This is a genomic window from Haemophilus parainfluenzae ATCC 33392 (genome assembly GCF_031191205.1).
Taxonomy (GTDB): domain Bacteria; phylum Pseudomonadota; class Gammaproteobacteria; order Enterobacterales; family Pasteurellaceae; genus Haemophilus_D; species Haemophilus_D parainfluenzae.
In genome coordinates, this window is the sequence record NZ_CP133470.1 from 1921917 (window position 1) to 1940404 (window position 18488).

17 protein-coding genes and 1 riboswitch are annotated in these 18488 nt (G+C 38.6%); of the genes, 7 read left to right on the forward strand and 10 right to left on the reverse strand.

Annotated elements, in window-relative coordinates; genetic code table 11:
- Positions 1-33: 33 nt before the first annotated feature.
- Positions 34-1122 carry a 5-(carboxyamino)imidazole ribonucleotide synthase gene (purK, locus tag RDV53_RS09260; protein ID WP_032822430.1) on the forward strand — a complete coding sequence of 363 codons (1089 nt, stop codon included), beginning with the start codon at positions 34-36 and terminating at the stop codon, positions 1120-1122.
- A 138-nt stretch (positions 1123-1260) separates the two neighbouring features.
- Positions 1261-2451: an amino acid aminotransferase gene (locus tag RDV53_RS09265; RefSeq protein WP_005696142.1), complete on the forward strand. Its 1191-nt coding sequence runs from the start codon at positions 1261-1263 to the stop codon at positions 2449-2451.
- Positions 2452-2492: 41 nt separating this feature from the next.
- Here the strand turns inward: RDV53_RS09265 and RDV53_RS09270 are convergent, their stop codons facing one another.
- The 6 genes from RDV53_RS09270 to moaA all read right to left on the reverse strand — a co-directional run bounded on the left by RDV53_RS09270 (position 2493) and on the right by moaA (position 9380).
- Positions 2493-5102, reverse strand: coding sequence for a restriction endonuclease (locus RDV53_RS09270; RefSeq protein WP_005696143.1), 2610 nt, complete (start codon positions 5100-5102; stop codon positions 2493-2495).
- Positions 5103-5111: 9 nt separating this feature from the next.
- Positions 5112-7037, reverse strand: a complete 1926-nt coding sequence (locus RDV53_RS09275) for a site-specific DNA-methyltransferase (protein ID WP_192877097.1) — start codon at positions 7035-7037, stop codon at positions 5112-5114.
- A gap of 58 nt (positions 7038-7095) precedes the next feature.
- A complete protein-coding gene (gene moaE / locus RDV53_RS09280; RefSeq protein WP_005696146.1) occupies positions 7096-7548 on the reverse strand; it encodes a molybdopterin synthase catalytic subunit MoaE in 453 nt (150 codons plus the stop codon).
- The gene (gene moaD / locus RDV53_RS09285; protein WP_005696147.1) at positions 7549-7794 is read right to left on the reverse strand and encodes a molybdopterin synthase sulfur carrier subunit; all 246 of its coding nucleotides are present in this window, start codon (positions 7792-7794) and stop codon (positions 7549-7551) included.
- A 1-nt stretch (position 7795) separates the two neighbouring features.
- Entirely contained in the window at positions 7796-8278 is a 483-nt protein-coding gene (moaC, locus tag RDV53_RS09290; protein WP_032822448.1) for a cyclic pyranopterin monophosphate synthase MoaC, read from the reverse strand.
- A gap of 88 nt (positions 8279-8366) precedes the next feature.
- On the reverse strand, positions 8367-9380 hold the full coding sequence (gene moaA / locus RDV53_RS09295; protein ID WP_005696149.1) for a GTP 3',8-cyclase MoaA: 1014 nt from the start codon (positions 9378-9380) through the stop codon (positions 8367-8369).
- A riboswitch (molybdenum cofactor riboswitch) is annotated at positions 9369-9510 on the reverse strand. Its footprint overlaps the gene before it by 12 nt.
- Positions 9511-9666: 156 nt before the next feature.
- Between moaA and RDV53_RS09300 the strand changes: the two genes are divergently transcribed.
- Positions 9667-10611, forward strand: coding sequence for a gluconeogenesis factor YvcK family protein (locus tag RDV53_RS09300; protein WP_005696150.1), 945 nt, complete (start codon positions 9667-9669; stop codon positions 10609-10611).
- Between the two features lie 37 nt (positions 10612-10648).
- Here the strand turns inward: RDV53_RS09300 and thiI are convergent, their stop codons facing one another.
- On the reverse strand, positions 10649-12100 hold the full coding sequence (gene thiI / locus RDV53_RS09305; protein WP_005696151.1) for a tRNA uracil 4-sulfurtransferase ThiI: 1452 nt from the start codon (positions 12098-12100) through the stop codon (positions 10649-10651).
- Positions 12101-12267: 167 nt separating this feature from the next.
- Here thiI and xseB point away from each other — a divergent pair, with 167 nt between their 5' ends.
- The 3 genes from xseB (at position 12268) to dxs (ending at position 15330) form a co-directional block, all read left to right on the forward strand.
- On the forward strand, positions 12268-12510 hold the full coding sequence (gene xseB, locus RDV53_RS09310) for an exodeoxyribonuclease VII small subunit (RefSeq protein WP_005696153.1): 243 nt from the start codon (positions 12268-12270) through the stop codon (positions 12508-12510).
- A 3-nt stretch (positions 12511-12513) separates the two neighbouring features.
- Positions 12514-13407 (forward strand): (2E,6E)-farnesyl diphosphate synthase, encoded by an 894-nt coding sequence (gene ispA, locus RDV53_RS09315; RefSeq protein WP_005696154.1) that lies wholly within the window; start codon positions 12514-12516, stop codon positions 13405-13407.
- Between the two features lie 69 nt (positions 13408-13476).
- Positions 13477-15330, forward strand: a complete 1854-nt coding sequence (gene dxs / locus RDV53_RS09320) for a 1-deoxy-D-xylulose-5-phosphate synthase (RefSeq protein ID WP_005696155.1) — start codon at positions 13477-13479, stop codon at positions 15328-15330.
- 243 nt (positions 15331-15573) lie between these two features.
- On the opposite strand, the gene rplT is transcribed toward dxs, so the two are convergent.
- Together rplT and rpmI are read right to left on the reverse strand one after the other, a co-directional pair.
- Complete coding sequence (gene rplT, locus RDV53_RS09325; RefSeq protein WP_005596075.1) at positions 15574-15927, reverse strand: 50S ribosomal protein L20; 354 nt, start codon at positions 15925-15927, stop codon at positions 15574-15576.
- 66 nt (positions 15928-15993) lie between these two features.
- On the reverse strand, positions 15994-16191 hold the full coding sequence (gene rpmI, locus RDV53_RS09330) for a 50S ribosomal protein L35 (RefSeq protein ID WP_005596065.1): 198 nt from the start codon (positions 16189-16191) through the stop codon (positions 15994-15996).
- Positions 16192-16437: 246 nt separating this feature from the next.
- Between rpmI and RDV53_RS09335 the strand changes: the two genes are divergently transcribed.
- Positions 16438-17790, forward strand: coding sequence for a tetratricopeptide repeat protein (locus tag RDV53_RS09335; RefSeq protein ID WP_005696156.1), 1353 nt, complete (start codon positions 16438-16440; stop codon positions 17788-17790).
- A 60-nt stretch (positions 17791-17850) separates the two neighbouring features.
- Here RDV53_RS09335 and infC read toward each other — a convergent pair whose 3' ends face one another.
- Positions 17851-18414, reverse strand: coding sequence for a translation initiation factor IF-3 (gene infC / locus RDV53_RS09340; RefSeq protein WP_425306929.1), 564 nt, complete (start codon positions 18412-18414; stop codon positions 17851-17853).
- Positions 18415-18488: the final 74 nt, after the last annotated feature.

The following is an 18488-nucleotide window of genomic DNA, read 5'->3' on the forward strand; positions in this document are numbered from 1 at the left end:
GTTGTTTTTTAGCTAGATTTGATGAGAAATTTTATGCAAAACTCTACCCTCTATCCTACCGTTTATGTGCTTGGTAATGGTCAACTCGGCAGAATGTTACGTTACGCCGGCGCACCATTAGACATTCATGTTCAACCACTTGAGTTTAATGCGCCAGTATTTGATTTACCTAAAGATGCCATCATCACCGCAGAAATTGAACGTTGGGAAAAAACACCTTTAACTGAATTATTAGGTCATCATAAAAATTTCGTTAATCAGAATGTTTTTGGCTTATTAGCCGATCGCTTTACCCAAAAATCTTTACTGGATGAACTCAATCTCTCTACCTCACCATGGTGTTTATTAAAAGATAAAACGCAATGGCCTGAAGTATTTAAAAACGTAGGCGAAAAAGTCGTGGTAAAACGTCGCACAGGTGGTTATGACGGTCGCGGTCAATGGATTATTACTGAAAGTAATCAACGTGACATTACAGACGATTTATTTGGTGAAGTTATCGCAGAAAAATTCATTCCTTTTGATTATGAAGTGTCTATCGTTGGCGCAAGATTTAAAAATGGTGAAAAACGCTTCTATCCAGTAACTCATAATCTACAGCAAAATGGCATTTTACGTTACAGTGTGACAGATACTTCATTCCCACAACAAAAAAACCAACAAATTCAGGCTGAATCTATGTTAGGAAAAATCATGGATAAGCTTGAATATGTGGGTGTAATGGCGATGGAATGCTTTGTGGTGGGGGATAAATTATTAATTAATGAACTTGCCCCTCGTGTGCATAACAGTGGACATTGGACACAACTCGGCTGTGCCATTAGTCAATTTGAATTGCATCTACGTGCTTTATTAGATTTACCCACTCCATCATTACAATCCATTGCACCAAGTGTCATGGTCAATTTAATTGGTACAGAACATAATCCACAATGGTTGAACACGCCTTTCTCCCAGTTACATTGGTATGGTAAAGAAGTTCGTCCAGGTAGAAAATTAGGTCATATCAATATTACGCATACTGACAAAACGATCATTATTCAACAGCTTGAAAAACTTCGTCACGAACTCCCTGAAGATTATCAATCTGGTTTAAATTGGGCGATTGAGAAATTAAAATAATCGAAAAAAGAACCGCACTTTTTGATGAATATCTAAAAACATCAAAGTGCGGTTGATTTTTATCAGGTTCTTCTTGATAAAATCTATCGGCTGAAGTATAAATTTACTCATCCCACAACACATACATAAGGAAAAGCTATGTTTGAACATATCAAAGCGGCTCCAGCCGATCCTATCTTAGGCTTAGGCGAAGCATTCAAATCTGAAACACGTGAAAATAAAATCAACTTAGGTATTGGCGTTTATAAAGATGCACAAGGTTCAACGCCGATTATGCGTGCAGTAAAAGAAGCTGAAAAACGCTTATTTGATAACGAAAAAACGAAAAACTATCTGACTATCGATGGTATTGCAGATTATAACGAACGCACAAAAGAACTCCTTTTCGGTAAAGATTCAGAAGTCATTAAAGCGAATCGCGCAAGAACTGCGCAAAGTTTAGGTGGCACGGGTGCGCTACGTATTGCTGCTGAATTCATCAAACGTCAAACCAAAGCTCAAAATGTGTGGATTAGTACGCCAACATGGCCAAACCATAATGCGATTTTCAATGCGGTGGGCATGACGATTCGTGAATATCGTTATTATGATGCTGAACGCAAAGCCCTTGACTGGGAACATTTACTTGAAGATTTAAGTCAAGCAAGCGAAGGTGATGTGGTGCTGTTACACGGTTGTTGCCACAACCCAACCGGTATTGACCCAACCCCTGAACAATGGCAAGAATTAGCCGCACTTTCAGCAAAAAATGGCTGGTTACCACTCTTTGACTTTGCTTATCAAGGTTTAGCCAATGGCTTAGACCAAGATGCTTACGGTTTACGTGCTTTTGCGGCAAATCATAAAGAATTATTAGTGGCGAGTTCATTCTCTAAAAACTTTGGTTTATACAATGAGCGTGTCGGTGCCTTTACCCTTGTGGCAGAAAATGCAGAAATTGCTTCAACTGCATTAACACAGGTGAAATCAATTATTCGTACCCTCTACTCTAATCCAGCATCTCACGGTGGGGCGACCGTAGCGACAGTGTTAAATGATCCACAACTTCGCCAAGAATGGGAAAATGAATTGACTGAAATGCGTGAACGCATCAAAAAAATGCGTCATTTATTTGTTCAGTTATTAAAAGAATATGGTGCAGAACAAGATTTCAGCTTTATCATGGAACAAAACGGTATGTTCTCTTTCAGCGGTTTATCGCCTGAACAAGTTGATCGCTTAAAAGAAGAATTTGCGATTTACGCTGTTCGTTCTGGTCGTATCAATGTGGCCGGTATCACTGAAGACAATATTCGTTATTTATGCGAAAGCATCGTTAAAGTACTTTAATTAACGCAATCAGACAGCCAATAATGGCTGTCTGATATTTTTTATACATTTTCAGTTAATTCATCTATACTTTGCACAACCCGATATTCTAAATCATCGTAATCTCTATGGAGATATTCAAAATTCTTTCTGGCATAAGCAATTTTCATTTGTTCTGAAAGATCTAACTTGCTTTCATCCACACCATGCTGAATACCCTTACCGGTATTTTTGGTTTCCGCCACAAAGTAAACTTTATTCTGCCCTTTAAATACTACAGCCCAGTCGGGATTATAATTCCCCAATGGCGTTGGAATTTTAAAATTTTTCGGTAACTTAAAATAAAACTCGACATTTTCACTGCTTTCACAATGGCGGGCAAACGTATTTTCCGTGTTGGAATCTAGGGAAATATAGCCCTCATAAATGGTTTTTGATTGATTACTCACAGAAAAACTGTATTGATTAAGATAAAACTCAAAATCCTTAAATAACGTCATTTCATAGGTGCGATCTGCAATGCGGTGATATTCCACACCATCCGCCATAATTTGACTTAACGCTTCATTAATTTTTTCTGCAACCAAATCAATAAAACGTTGTGGATTATGATAAATCTCAGCCAGTCGTTTTGATTTTTGCAAAATACGGCAAATGGTTTGACGGGTTAACCCGGTTTTCTTCTGTAATTCGCCCAACACATCGGGAATATCCCAGTGAGTTTTTGAGGTTACCTGATTGGAAGAACGATATTCGGTCGTCACGCCTTTTTCATTAATCGCAAATGCGACCTTTTCATGTCGAATTTTCACCTCATCAATACGTGGCATTTTGACCAAATTTTTGACCGCACTTTCGATCAAATCATACTGTGAAAAATTGACCCGATAAGTCGTTTGGTGCTTAATACGTTCCCAAATCGCGGAAAATTCAGGGTGTTGGCTAAAATCTTTGCGATAACGCACATATTTTCGATCCAGCTTATTTTTAATTTGCCCTTTATCAAAGGACACACCGCAATCTTCTTCAATTTCCCGTTGTAATTTGGTCGCAAATTCCTCATAGCTTTCATTGGCAATCACTGTCAGGATATTTTTATCCCGCTCACGGCTTCTTACGCCAAGCTGATTCACCGGCAAGCGCAATCCACGTCCGATTTCTTGTCGTTTTTTAATTTCCGAATGGGTATCGTTTAACGTACAAATTTGGAACACATTCGGATTATCCCACCCCTCACGCAAAGCCGAGTGAGAGAAAATAAAACGCAACGGATTACCCAACGACAGCAAGGATTCTTTATCCCGCATAATTAAATGATACGTGTCATTATCCGCCTGTGTCGTGCCGTTGGTATCTTTCAAGACGCCTTTTTTATCTTTGGAAAAATAACCTTCATGCACGCCAACGGGGTCTTTTCCATGGGTTAATTCGCGATAAATTTCCTCAAACCATTGATAAAATTTGCCGTCGTTGCGGTAATTATCCACTTTATCAATAAAAAATAGCGACAATACTTTAATGCCTAATGGATTTAAGATTTTTTCCTTGCGTAAATGTTCTTCTATTGTGCGACGAATTTGCATTTTTTGAATGTCATCTTTCAAGAGAGAATTATCAACGCCTTTCGTCACTTTTAATCCGCCGGAAAACTCAATCTGTTGTTCCTCAACATTCATTCCTTCCAAAATATAACCACTGCGATAAACTTCATTTTGTCTGGAAAGATCAAATAAGTCTTGCTTCGGCTTAACGGTGACGACTTTCTTCTTTATCGACTTATCATTCACCAAGATTTCCACTTTCGCCGACCAACTTTTCGCGCCGGCGTTAATTCCTTTTAACGCCACATAAGCGCCATTCACATCATTATCTGCCAACACGCTGTCCACTTCGATTTGCTTCACTAAGCCTAATTCGTACGCCTGCACGGGATTGAGGCTAAAAATCGGGTTATAGGCGTTTTTATGGGTTGCCGAATAGCGCAGAGTGAATAAAGGATTGAGACTTGCAATAGCATGACGGCGAATATCCGTTTCCATATTCTGCGGTTCATCAATAATCACAATAGGATTGACGTTTTGAATATAACGAATGGGCGCATCGCCACTTTCATTTTGTGTATTAATCACATTGCTTTCTTTGGCAAAGGCATCAATATTCATCACCAAAATTTCAATATGATTGCCGGTAGCAAAGGCTTTTAAGCGGGAAAGTTGATTACTCTTATATTCATATTTCGGATTTACGCTCGGGTTATCAAACAGGGTGGCAAAGTGGCTACGCGTTGTTTCCAAGGTATGTAATACGCCCTCACGAATAGGCACACTCGGCACCACAATCACAAATTTCTGCCAACCATATTGACGATTCAATTCAAAAATCGTACGTAAATAAACATAGGTTTTCCCCGTTCCGGTTTCCATTTCTACGGTAAAATTTCTACCCTGTTCCTCAATTAAAGTGCGGTAAAAATTAAAAGTATTTTGTTGCTTGCCCAAGTTTTGTTGCAACTGTTCATCATTAATTTGTAACGGCAAATTCGCCACGAAACGCATATCATTCTGCGCTTTCAAACCGAATTCCGTTTGCTGATTAGGCTGTCCGATGAACAAATCTACCGCCGCTTGAATCGCATGCGTTTGGTAATCCAAGGTTTCAAATTGAAGTTCCATTTTGCCTCCTTAAAGCACAAAGAAGGCAATGCCTGCATCATTCATTTGCAACTCGGCATTTTTCTTTAAGGCATCATCGCCATTAAACAGCGAATCTAACGTCACGACTTTTTTCGGCTGGGCAGAAATCACCTGATCCAATAAATCCGCACTCAGGGTTTCAAGCAACAAGGCAAACTGTTGCCCGCTTTCATCACTCACCCAAAACACCTGATTTTCCGACCGCACTTTTGCCGTCAATTTCAATCCTAAACGCAACAACATTTCATAAAGCATGGCGTCAGGCATTGCCTCTTTCCGTACAGGATCGACAAATAATTCGATTTGTTGCGCTAAATTTTCTGCCGACGGCGATTGCCATTGTTTAAAGTGACTGTTGGTCAGCTTAAATACTTTAAAACCGGTATCTATTCGCTTGTCTGGGTGATTTTCAGCAATTTGTTTACCGGCCCGACGGATGCGTTCTTTGGAAATTTCGGCGATGTTTGTAGATAACTTATTCGATTTACAAAAATCATATGCTATTTTTTGTTCTTTATCTTTGGGATCTAATTGCTCAGGTAACTGAACAACAATAAATTTTCTATTCCCGCCATCTTTATTTAATTCCATTATTGCATGGGCTGTCGTACCTGAACCACTGAAAAAATCAAGGATAATATCATTTGAATTTTTTTCTGTTGAAAGACTTAGAATTCGTTGCAACAACCCAATCGGTTTCGGATTACTAAATACCGCTGTTCCATCAAACATTTTCTTTAATAATTGAGTACCATTAGTTGTTGTTTCTACATCATCCCAAATAGTCTTAGTGACTTTCCCTCGTTCTTCAGCTTCCCATTTGAAGCGTTTTCTTAATGGTGCACCATCTCCTGTTTTTCCAAAAATGATTCGATTATCTTTTACAAGCTCTTGGTATTTTTCATAATCGTTTTTCCAACTTGCACCTTCATTTGGGGTATAAACTTTCCCCGTTTTAGGATTGACAATCTCATATTGTTGATTTGGTCTCCAACCACCGACTTGGAAAGGGTCGGCTTTCCATTCTCCCCTAGGATCATTATCTGGATTTGAAAATCCTTCCCCATCTTCAGGTAATCTGAATTTCTCCCGATTCTTGATGTAATAGTCAATATTTTTTGCATAAATTAAAGTATATGTGTGAGATACAGAAATTAATGCCGTATTAGTCACTGATTTTGTTGAATTCCAAATTACATCAGCAATGAAATTTTCTTCACCAAATACCTCATCACACAACAACTTTAACTGAGCCTGTTCATTGTCATCAATGGAAATAAAAATCACACCGTCATCTTTCAGTAAATTCTTTGCCAAATGCAAACGAGGCAACATCATATTTAGCCATTTGCTGTGGAAGTGCCCGTTTTCCTTGCTGTTTTTCTTGAAAGCCAGTTTGAGTTTGCCTTCGTCATCCAATTCGCCGCTTTTTTCCTGGTAATCTTTAAGATCCTGCTTGAAATTGTCGTTATAAACAAAATCATTACCTGTGTTATAAGGCGGATCGATATAAATCATTTTGATGCTATTGAAATAGGATTTTTGTAACACTTTCAACACATCCAGGTTTTCCCCTTCAATAAATATATTTTCAGTGGAATCAAAATTGACACTTTCCGCAGGTTGCGGTGTGAGGGTTTTGCAAGTTTGTGCTTGTAATACGCGATAGGCTTCCGATTTTCCCGCCCAGTTCAACATATAACGCTCGGGCTCGGTGGTGATGTGTTCAGAAAAAAGTTGTTGGAATTTTTGAAAATCAATTTGCTCTTCGCAAAAAATTTCAGGTAGAAGTAATTTGAGTTGCGTTAATTTAATGGATAGGTTATCCAAGTGCTGTGCTGTGCTGTGCTGTGCTGTGCTGTGCTGTGCTGTGCTGTGCTGTGCTGTGCTGTGCTGTGCTGTGCTGTCAGGCATTATGATTCTCCTTTTAAATATGTCAATAATAGAATATAAAACAACAAATTTTTATTATTTACCACTTCTCTAACGCTTCTGTATCGCTCTCTCTTGCTTCAATCCAACGTTCACCTTGATTAGTTTGTTCTTTTTTCCAGAACGGCGCTTTGGATTTTAAGAAGTCCATAATAAATTCATTGGCGTGGTAAGCATCACCTCGGTGAGCCGAACTGATGCCGACTAAAACAATTTCATCGCCGGTATGTAAAAGTCCTACACGATGAATCACAGACACTCGTTGGATATCCCAACGCGCTTTCGCCTGCTCCACAATTTCACGTAAGGCTTTTTCTGTCATGGCGGGATAATGTTCTAAGTATAAGCTGGATACCTCATCGCCTAAATTAAGATCGCGCACTTTACCTACAAAAATAACCGTTGCACCAACCGAATGTTGCTCAGAAAGCCATTGGTAAACGGCATTTTGATCGAAAGGTTGTTCTTGTACTGAAATCTGAATATCCGTCATTTAGCCCCCTGTTACTGGTGGGAAAAACGCAATTTCATCGCCATTTTTGACCGCACTTTCTAATGGCATTAAAGTTTGATTAATGGCAACTAAAAGCTTCCCTTTTTCTAACGCTAACGCCCATCTATCACCTTTTTGAGCAAGATGTTCACGCACCGCTTCCGCTGTCGTAAAATCGCCTTCAAGCTGAATAGAATCTTCACCAATTAATTCACGAGTTTGAGCAAAAAATAAAACATTTAACATCTTACTTTTCCTCCGCAATAAAATGACCAGATTTTCCACCGATCTTTTCTAACAGGCGAACATGCTCAATCACCATGTCTTTTTGTACGGCTTTACACATATCGTAAATGGTTAAGGCTGCTACGCTTGCTGCCGTTAATGCTTCCATTTCTACGCCGGTTTTTCCGGTTAATTTACAAAGGGATTGAATACGAACTTGGTTGGTTTCAAGTAACGGTTCTAAATTCACTTCCACTTTAGAAAGTAACAATGGATGGCAAAGCGGGATAAGTTCCCAAGTGCGTTTTGCGGCTTGAATACCTGCAATACGCGCAGTAGCAAACACATCACCTTTATGATGTTTACCTTCCACAATCATGGAAAGCGTTTCTTTTGACATGGTTACAATGGCTTCAGCACGAGCTTCGCGAACAGTCTCTACCTTTGCAGAAACATCCACCATATTGGCTTCGCCTTGAGAATTGATATGCGTAAATGTAGTCATAATAAAATAAAGTGCGGTTAAAATATTGAATGTTTTACATGTGTGATAAAAGCAAAATAAGTGAATAGCAAAATTCACCTATTTTCTTTTAGCCACCGATAGAAGCTAAATGATTTCTTACGCCACTATCACCGATATGCAAATAATGATGTTCACGTTTGCCTTGAAGTGCGGCAAAAATACGGGCTTGCAAAATATCTTGCTGCTCATGTGATTGCAATAAATCACGTAATTCAATGCCTTCTTCACCAAATAAACAAAGATGAAGTTTGCCCTTCGCTGATACTCTGAGACGATTACAGCTTGCGCAGAAATTCTTCTCATAAGGCATGATTAAGCCAATTTCGCCTGCATAATCAGGATGCGTGAATACTTTAGCTGGACCATCAGTATGGGATTTGTGTTGTAATTGCCAACCGTTTTGCAGCAATTTATCCGCTAATACCTGTCCTGAAAGATGGAATTTATCAAAGAAACTATCCATTTCGCCCGTTTGCATGAGTTCGATAAAGCGCATTTGAATTGGGCGATCTTTCACCCAAACAAGGAATTGCTCAAACTCTTTGTCATTCAAATTTTTCATCAAAACTGAATTGACTTTGACTTTGTTGTAACCCACTTCAAATGCACGATCGATACCACGCATCACGTCATCAAATTTATTGATGCCTGTAATTTGATGGAACATTTTCGGATCTAAGCTATCAACACTGACGTTAATAGACGTAATTCCTGCTTTCTTCCAATCAGCCACATCTTTTGCCATGCGATAGCCATTTGTCGTAACAGCTAATTGACGAATGCCATCAATATTAGCAATGCTTTCAGCAATAGAAATAAAATCTTTGCGTAAAGTGGGTTCGCCACCCGTTAAACGGATTTTCTCTGTGCCCATTTCAGCAAATGCTTGGGCAAGATGGGTAATTTCTTTTAACGTTAAGAAACTTGGCTTGTTAGCTTCGGGTTGATAACCATCCGGCAAACAATAGGTACAACGAAAATTACACTGATCGGTAATCGACAGTCGTAGATAGTAATATTGACGTTGGAAAGGATCGACTAAGCGAGACTCTCCTACGTTCTTGATAGGAATGGATTGCATTTTACACCTTTCTAAATATGGAGAGGATAAACCGTTTCCAGCGTATCCCTGAATAACGTACCGCGTTATTGGCTTGCCACCATATTTCTTGTGAAACTTAGGCTAAACAAGCTCGGAGTTATGCGTTAAAAATAAATTGTGTTGGTATTGTAATAAAAGCAAGCGGTTAATAGCAATAATTTGGTAAAATAACCCGACTATATTGATAAAAATAATAGAATTAACTTATATAACAGAATATATAACATTGTTTCTTATAATAATTTATAGGTAAAAAGGAAGAAAAATGTCTGATTTATCTCGTCACAGTCGTCATGAACATTTAGACGAAATCAAACATATTGTTGCCATTGGTGGTGGTCATGGATTAGGGCGTGTATTATCGGCGCTTAGTTTTATGAAAGAGCGTTTAACCGGTATTGTCACCACCACAGATAACGGCGGTTCAACGGGTCGCATTCGTCAAGAACAAGGCGGTATTGCATGGGGAGATCTGCGTAATTGCTTAAATCAAATCATTATTGAACCGAGCACGGCCTCTGCATTATTTGAATACCGCTTTACTGGCGAAGGTGAGCTTTCTGGGCATAATTTAGGCAATTTAATGCTTAAAGCTTTAGAAGATATGCATATTCGCCCTATTGAAGCCATTAACTTGATTCGTGAATTACTCAAAGTAAAATCTCACATTATTCCCATGTCAGAAGAACCAGTTCATCTTGCCGCGAGTTTAGGCTCAGGCTCCAGTATTGTAGGTGAAGTGAGCATTGATAATTTAACAGAATTACCTCAATCACTTTTCTTAGTGCCCATGGTTAAAGCCGCACAAGAAGCCATCCAAGCATTGGAGCAAGCGGAAGTCATTTTACTTGGTCCAGGAAGTTTCATGACGAGCATTATGCCGCCGCTATTGCTACCTGAATTAGCGACTGCCCTGCGTAATAGCAAAGCGAAAGTGATTTTTATTGATAACTTAGGGGTAGAAATTGGTGCCGCCTCTCAGCTTTCACTGGCTGATCGTATTCAGAAAATTCATGAAATTGTTGGTGAATCCATTATTGATGGTGTCATTACACCTTATCGCGAAAAAAGTGCGGTCGATTTGTCTGCCATTTCTTCCGTTAAAATCTTAGCTAAACGTTTAAATGCAGATGATATTAGCTATCGTCACGATCGAACATTACTTGCCAAAGCTATCGATGAATTAATTGGTGAATTAGATTACAAATAAAAAAAACCGCACGTTAAAAGTGCGGTCATTGTTTAGCTTATTTTTTCCCGAAAACTCTCACATTCGTGAAACCATTTTCTTTTAAATAAAGCGCTTGCAGTTTACTCATCACGCCTCGCTCACAATAAAGCACATAGTTTTTACTTTGATCTAATGAACCGAATTGCGAAGATAATTTGTAAAACGGCAACTGCATTACTTGATGCTCGTCTGATTCAAATGGATTTTCATCTGTCTCTTCTGGGCTACGAATATCTAAAATAATATCGTTTTCACCAAGCACTGAAATGGTATCCACTTCGACCACTTCTTTCTCCGTCTCTTCTGCAATTTGGCGAATATCTAAATATTGTGCATTTTCAACCGCACTTTCCAACACACCAAAATCAAAGTGATTTTCTTCTTCAAGAATTTTTTCACGTACCGCTTTAATCGTTGGATTTTTAGAAATCACCCCACAGAACTCTGGCATTGATTTGGCAATATCATCCGTGCCGATCTCTTTCGCCATTGCAATAATCTGTTCTTTATCATGAGTAATGAGTGGACGTAATACTAAGGCATCGGATGCTTCATCAATTAAACGTAAATTGGTTAAAGTTTGGCTAGATACTTGCCCGAGTGCCTCACCCGTAACAATAGCTTGAATATCAAAACGTTGTGCGACTTTACTTGCTCCGCGCACCATCATTCGTTTTAATACGACGCCCATTTGGCCATTATCCACTTTCTCTAAAATCTCGCCCACTACGCCTTCAAAAGGAATGGCAATAAAGCGGACTTTATGAGATGAGCTATAACGGCTCCAAATATGGTAAGCCATTTGTTTCACGCCAATTTCATGGGCTGCCCCACCTAAATTGAAGAAACAATAATGCACACGTGAACCACGGCGAATGAGCATATAACTAGATACGCCTGAGTCAAAGCCACCAGAAATCAATGAAAGCACATCTTCTTGCGTTCCAATTGGATAACCACCAAGACCAACATGACGAGCTTTTACCAGCATCATTTTGTCATCTTCAATATCAATACGCACCGTCACATCAGGATTTTTTAAGCGTACTTTGGCGCTTTCAATATGCTGATTTAAACCACCACCGATATAACGTTCAGCTTCAATGGAACTGAAATCATGTTTCCCTTTGCGTTTTACACGCACGCAAAAGGTTTTGTTTTCAAGTTGATCGGCAACATCCGCCAGCGTCAATTCAAAGATATGATGTAAATCGGTAAATGGTTTTTCTTCTACTTCTAAAAAATGGTGAATACCCGGAATGCGTTGTAAAAGCGCAATCAACTCTTCACGATTGGCTTCATTTTTTGAGCGCACTTCGATGTAATCCCAATGACGAACAACCGCTGTTTCTTCATCATATTTCTGTAAAATATTACGTATATTTGAGGTCAAAATTTTCGCGAAACGCTTACGCACGGTTTCGCTTTTAATCATAATTTCAGGAAAAAGTTTAACGATAAATTTCATAATAATCTGTGAATAATAAAAAATGGCCGTATTGTACGCTAAATTCCAGATCCCACAAAGTTCAAATTCTCACGAAAAACTGACCGCACTTTGAAATAAGTTTTTAACATCCCTATAAAAATCAAGTACAATACGGAGCAATTTATTCATCTGAAAAGGATAATTTAATGGCGCGTAAACCAGCAAATGCTGAACCTGATTTTGAAACAACACTTGCACAATTGGAAACGATTGTGACAAAACTTGAAAGCGGTGAATTACCATTGGAAGATGCGCTGAAAGAATTTGAGAACGGCATTAAATTGGCTCAACTTGGTCAAGAACGCTTACAACAAGCAGAACAACGTATTCAAATTTTGTTACAAAAAAGCGAAACCGCCCCATTAAGTGATTATCAAGGGGACGAGTAATCCATGAGTTATCAATTCGGCACTGAACTTAAACAAGTTCAAGATCGCATTAATCAGTTTTTAGCCAATCAATTTGAAGAAATTGACTCTTATAATGCCCATTTGCGTGATGCCATGAAATATGGCTTATTGCTAGGCGGCAAACGCGTTCGTCCTTTCCTTGTCTATGCAACGGGTAAAATGCTGGGGGCAGAAATGTCCGCTTTAGATTACGCTGCCGCAGCCATTGAATCTATCCATGCTTATTCTTTAATCCATGATGATTTGCCTGCCATGGACAACGATGAACTTCGTCGTGGTCAACCAACTTGTCATATCGCTTTTGATGAAGCTACGGCCATTTTAGCTGGCGATGCATTACAAGCTTTTGCCTTTGAAATTCTGACTGAAGCCCCTTCTCTTTCTGCTGAACAAAAATTGCAATTAGTGAAAGTCTTAGCTCAAGCATCTGGCGTACAAGGCATGTGTTTAGGGCAAAGTTTAGATTTAATTTCAGAGCACAAACAAGTTAATTTAGACGAATTAGAACTTATTCATCGCAATAAAACGGGTGCATTGCTAACAGCCGCATTAAAACTGGGTTTTATCTGTTCACCTCACTTTGAAAACAAAGAATTAGAGCAACAACTAGAACGTTATTCACAAACTATTGGTTTAGCTTTCCAAGTACAAGATGACATTTTAGATATTGAAGGTGACAGTGCGGAAATCGGTAAACCGGTGGGATCTGATTTAGGCTTAGATAAAAGCACTTATCCAAAATTGTTAGGATTAGAGGGCGCGAAACAAAAAGCACAAGAACTCTATCAAACCGCCTTACATGAATTAGACAATTTACCTTTTGATACCACTGCATTGCGTGCATTAGCTGAATTTATTGTCAATCGTAAAAGCTAATGGTGACAGCACTGGCTTTAATTTCTCAAAGTGCGGTCACTTTTTTCACATTTTAGGACTAACGAATATATGAACAACTATCCTCTTTTATCCTTAATTAATTCGCCGGAAGATTTGCGTCTTTTAAATAAAGATCAGCTTCCGCAACTTTGTCAGGAATTACGGAGTTATCTGTTGGAATCCGTTAGTCAAACCAGTGGTCATTTGGCATCTGGTCTTGGTACTGTTGAATTGACTGTTGCACTACACTACATTTTCAAAACCCCTTTTGATCAATTAATTTGGGATGTGGGCCATCAAGCTTACCCACACAAAATTTTGACTGGTCGTCGTGATCAAATGTCCACCATTCGCCAAAAAGGCGGAATTCATCCTTTCCCTTGGCGTGAAGAAAGTGAGTTTGATGTATTGAGTGTTGGCCACTCTTCCACTTCAATCAGTGCAGGGCTAGGTATTGCAGTTGCGGCAGAACGTGAAAATGCGGGGCGTAAAACTGTTTGTGTAATTGGCGATGGTGCAATCACTGCGGGTATGGCATTTGAAGCCTTAAACCATGCGGGTTCTTTACATACTGATATGTTGGTCATTTTAAATGACAATGAAATGTCTATTTCTGAAAATGTCGGTGCATTAAATAATCACCTTGCGCGTATTTTCTCTGGTTCATTATATTCAACGGTTCGTGATGGCAGTAAGAAAATCTTAGATAAAGTACCGACCGTTAAAAACTTTATGAAGAAAACCGAAGAACACATGAAAGGTGTAATGTTCTCTCCAGAAAGTACTCTCTTTGAAGAACTCGGTTTTAACTATATCGGACCAATTGACGGGCATAACATTGATGAATTAATTGCCACTTTAAGTAATATGCGCGATCTTAAAGGCCCGCAATTCTTACACATCAAAACCAAAAAAGGGAAAGGTTACGAGCCTGCAGAAAAAGACCCAATTGGTTTCCATGGCGTACCAAAATTTGATCCAACAAGCGGTCAACTTCCTAAATCAAATGCCAAACCAACTTATTCAAAAATCTTTGGTGATTGGTTATGTGAAATGGCAGAACAAGACGATAAATTAGTCGGTATTACTCCTGCAATGCGTGAAGGTTCTGGCATGGTAGAATTTTCAGAACGATTCCCGCAACAATATTTTGATGTTGCCATCGCTGAACAACATGCTGTTACCTTTGCAGCAGGTCTTGCAATTGGCGGTTATAAACCTGTTGTGGCAATTTATTCTACCTTCTTACAACGTGCTTATGATCAGCTTATTCACGATGTTGCTATTCAAAACTTACCTGTTCTCTTTGCCATCGATCGTGCTGGTATCGTAGGTGCTGATGGTCAAACTCACCAAGGTGCGTTTGATTTAAGTTTTATGCGCTGCATTCCAAATATGATCATTATGACACCAAGTGATGAAAATGAATGTCGCCAAATGCTTTATACCGGTTATAAATGTGGTAAACCGACTGCGGTACGTTATCCGCGTGGAAATGCAATCGGCGTAGAATTAACCCCACTTGCTGAATTAGAAATTGGTCGTTCAAAAATGGTTCGTCAGGGTGAAAAAATCGCGATTCTGAATTTTGGCACACTCTTACCTGCCGCTTTATCTGTGGCAGAAAAACTCAATGCGACTGTTGTTGATATGCGCTTTGTAAAACCAATTGATGAAGCTCGCATTCTAGAAATGGCGGATACCCACGACTTCATTGTGACATTGGAAGAAAATGCGATTCAAGGTGGTGCAGGTTCAGCTGTTTCAGAAGTGCTAAATTCTCATGGAAAAACAACCGCACTTTTACAACTTGGTTTACCTGATATCTTTATTCCTCAAGGTACACAACAAGAAGCGCTTGCTGAAATTAAATTAGATGAAAAAGGGATTGAAGAGCAAATTATTGCCTTTATAAAGGGCTAAATTCATTCATTTTCGTTTAATTTTGATATTTTTAAAATTTTTTTCAAAAATATCGAACTATTTCAAAAATACACAGTCTGATACATTGCTAGTGCACTGCATATTGCAGTTATCTTTTGAAGTTTCTTATAAATTAAGACCTCCCCGCTATTCAAGCTTTGAATAGCGGTTTTTTCTTTTTTAGTGGTAATAAAAAAGGACGCTTTTTAGCGTCCTAATTTTTTGAATCTAAACTTTAAAAAATTAAAGTGCAGATTTTGCTTTTTCAACTAATGCAGCGAACGCCACTTTGTCGAATACAGCGATATCAGCAAGGATCTTACGGTCGATTTCAACAGATGCCTTTTTCAAGCCGTTGATAAATTTACTATAAGATAAACCATTTTGACGAGCCGCAGCGTTGATACGTGCAATCCATAATTGACGGAATTGACGTTTACGTTGACGACGGTCACGATATGCGTATTGACCAGCTTTGATCACCGCTTGGAAAGCAACGCGATACACGCGTGAACGTGCACCATAATAACCTTTAGCAGCCTTAAGAACTTTCTTATGGCGTGCTCTTGCAATAACACCACGTTTTACACGAGCCATTATTTAATCTCCTATGTAATATTTTTAACTAATTTAACTAATCGTACGTTTTGCTTAAATAACGGCTTATGCGTATGGTAAGCAAGCTACTACTAAAACTTGGTCTGCTTTCGCAACCATTGATTTATGACGTAAATGACGTTTACGTTTAGTTGTCTTTTTAGTCAAAATATGACGTAAGTGAGATTGTTTACGTTTGAAACCGCCAGAAGCTGTTTTTTTGAAACGCTTAGCAGCACCACGTACTGTTTTAATTTTAGGCATTGTTAAAAAACTCCGCATTGTTTTTGGTTTAAATGAATAATCAGGCGAATTCTTGCGAATTACTTGCTAGCACTGATCACACTACTTTGCGACTTGCATCGCAATCTAAAAAAGCAACTCAGGCTGCTGAGTTTGCCTGTTTGCTTTAGTTTTTCATATTTACAAAGAAAAACTGTAGAATTATACTTTGTCGTTTTTTTTTTTCAATATAATTTTGATGATTCTTCTTTATAGAGAGTACAGTTTATGAAAACTAAATTTATGATTGTAGCTTCTTTGGGGCTATTATTTGCACTACAAAGTCAAGCAGATCCTATTCGTGCAGGTATTTTGATGGGCGCTGGTGTCGCAATAGGCACAATAAACAAAGCAAAATGTAGCTTTGCTGATGAAAAATTTAATGCGATGGAGGTTAAAGCACCTTATGTTAATTTATCCACTTCCACTATTAACCAAGCAAAATCAGCTCCTAAAGGAACAAAATTAAAGGTGGCTGGTGAGGCATCCTACAGAGAAGCAGGAATAGTCGAACACTTTATTATGGATGAGTTTTTTTTAAAAGATAAGAAAGATATGCTCCAAGTGCAACTTAGCAATGATGTGTATTGTGGTGTAAGTCCTCTCCCCGTTGAAGGTGAGAAAGTCTATTTTTATGGTGAGAAAAATACGAATGGTGGGCTGGATGTAAAATATTGGGCACCTCAAAATCCATTAGAGCGTCAATCTTGGTATTATAGGACAGAGTATGATTACCCGAGCTTCCAAGTGTTGCAACAAACAGCTGAACAAACAGATTCATATTATGCACAATTTTTACTTGCCAAAGCCTATTATGATGGAAAACTAACCACTAAAAATGATAAAAAAGCCTTTGAATGGGCAAGAAGATCCTACGAAGTACAGGGAGCAAAAAATAATTTTTATAGAGTGGTTTCTCCTTTACTGGGGATACTATATGCAGAGGGCAAAGGAACAACACAAAATTGGGAAAAAGCAAAGTATTTACTGGATAACGCACATCAACAAAATTCTCGAGATATCGTCGGGTTTGAAGAATTATATGGCAAAGCAACCTATTATTATGGCTTAATGTATTATCAAGGCAAGGGCGTAGTAAAAGATCATGATATGGCACTGGAAATCTTACATATTATGATGGATACAAAACAAGAGACAAAACGAGAATCAGAAGAGGCAGAGGCACTTTATCGTAAACTCTATGAAGAAAAATATAGAATGCCATATTCCTCTGACCAAATACATATTAGCCAGTATTTTAGCGTCGCCGAAAAATACTTTAATAACGGTGAACATCAAAAAGCCTTAGAACTCTTTGAAAAATTAGCCAAGGCAGGTGATACCGATAGCCAAGTTATGGCTGGGCTAATTTATTATGAAAGTGATCAGGTTCCACAAAATGTTGCTAAAGCAAAAGAGTGGTATTTAAAAGCCATTGAATATAAGCACCCGGTAGCGGCTTATAATTTAGGCGCAATTTATGAAGACGAGAATAATCATAAAAAAGCAAAATTTTATTATCAAAAAGCCTGTGAATGGGGAAGAAAAGAAGGCTGTGAGGCATTAAAAAAGCTAAAATAAAGACATATCCAAGTAAACAACGTAAAAAAAGCAACCTTCAGGTTGCTTTTTTATTGTTTATTACTTCTTCTTCGGTGCTAACACCATTACTGCTTGGCGACCTTCTAATTTACCCGGTGCTGATTCCACCACAGAAATGTCAGCCAAATCGTTTTTAACGCGTTCTAATACGTCTAAACCGATATCTTGGTGAGCCATTTCACGACCACGGAAACGTACAGTAATTTTCGCTTTATCACCATCTTCTAAGAAACGGATTAAGCTACGTAATTTAACTTGGTAGTCACCTTCGTCAGTACCTGGACGGAATTTAATTTCCTTCACTTGTACAACTTTTTGTTTTTTCTTCTGTTCTTTTGCCGTTTTGCTCTTCTCATAGAGGAACTTGCCGTAGTTCATAATACGACAAACCGGTGGTTCGGCATTCGGACTGATCTCAACTAAATCAAGCGCTGCTTGTTCTGCCATATCTAAGGCCTGTTGAATTGATACAATCCCCGCTTGTTCACCATCTTGGTCAATCAAACGAACTTCTTTTACTCGAATTTCATCGTTAATGCGATTCGGGCGATTAGCTGCCGGAGCTTTTTTTACGGTTTTGATAATGTTATTCCTTCTATTTATTTAAGAAAAAATCGACTGTATTCAAACAGAAGATTTATTAAATCATTTGCTATAAAAACAAACAAAAAACGGGC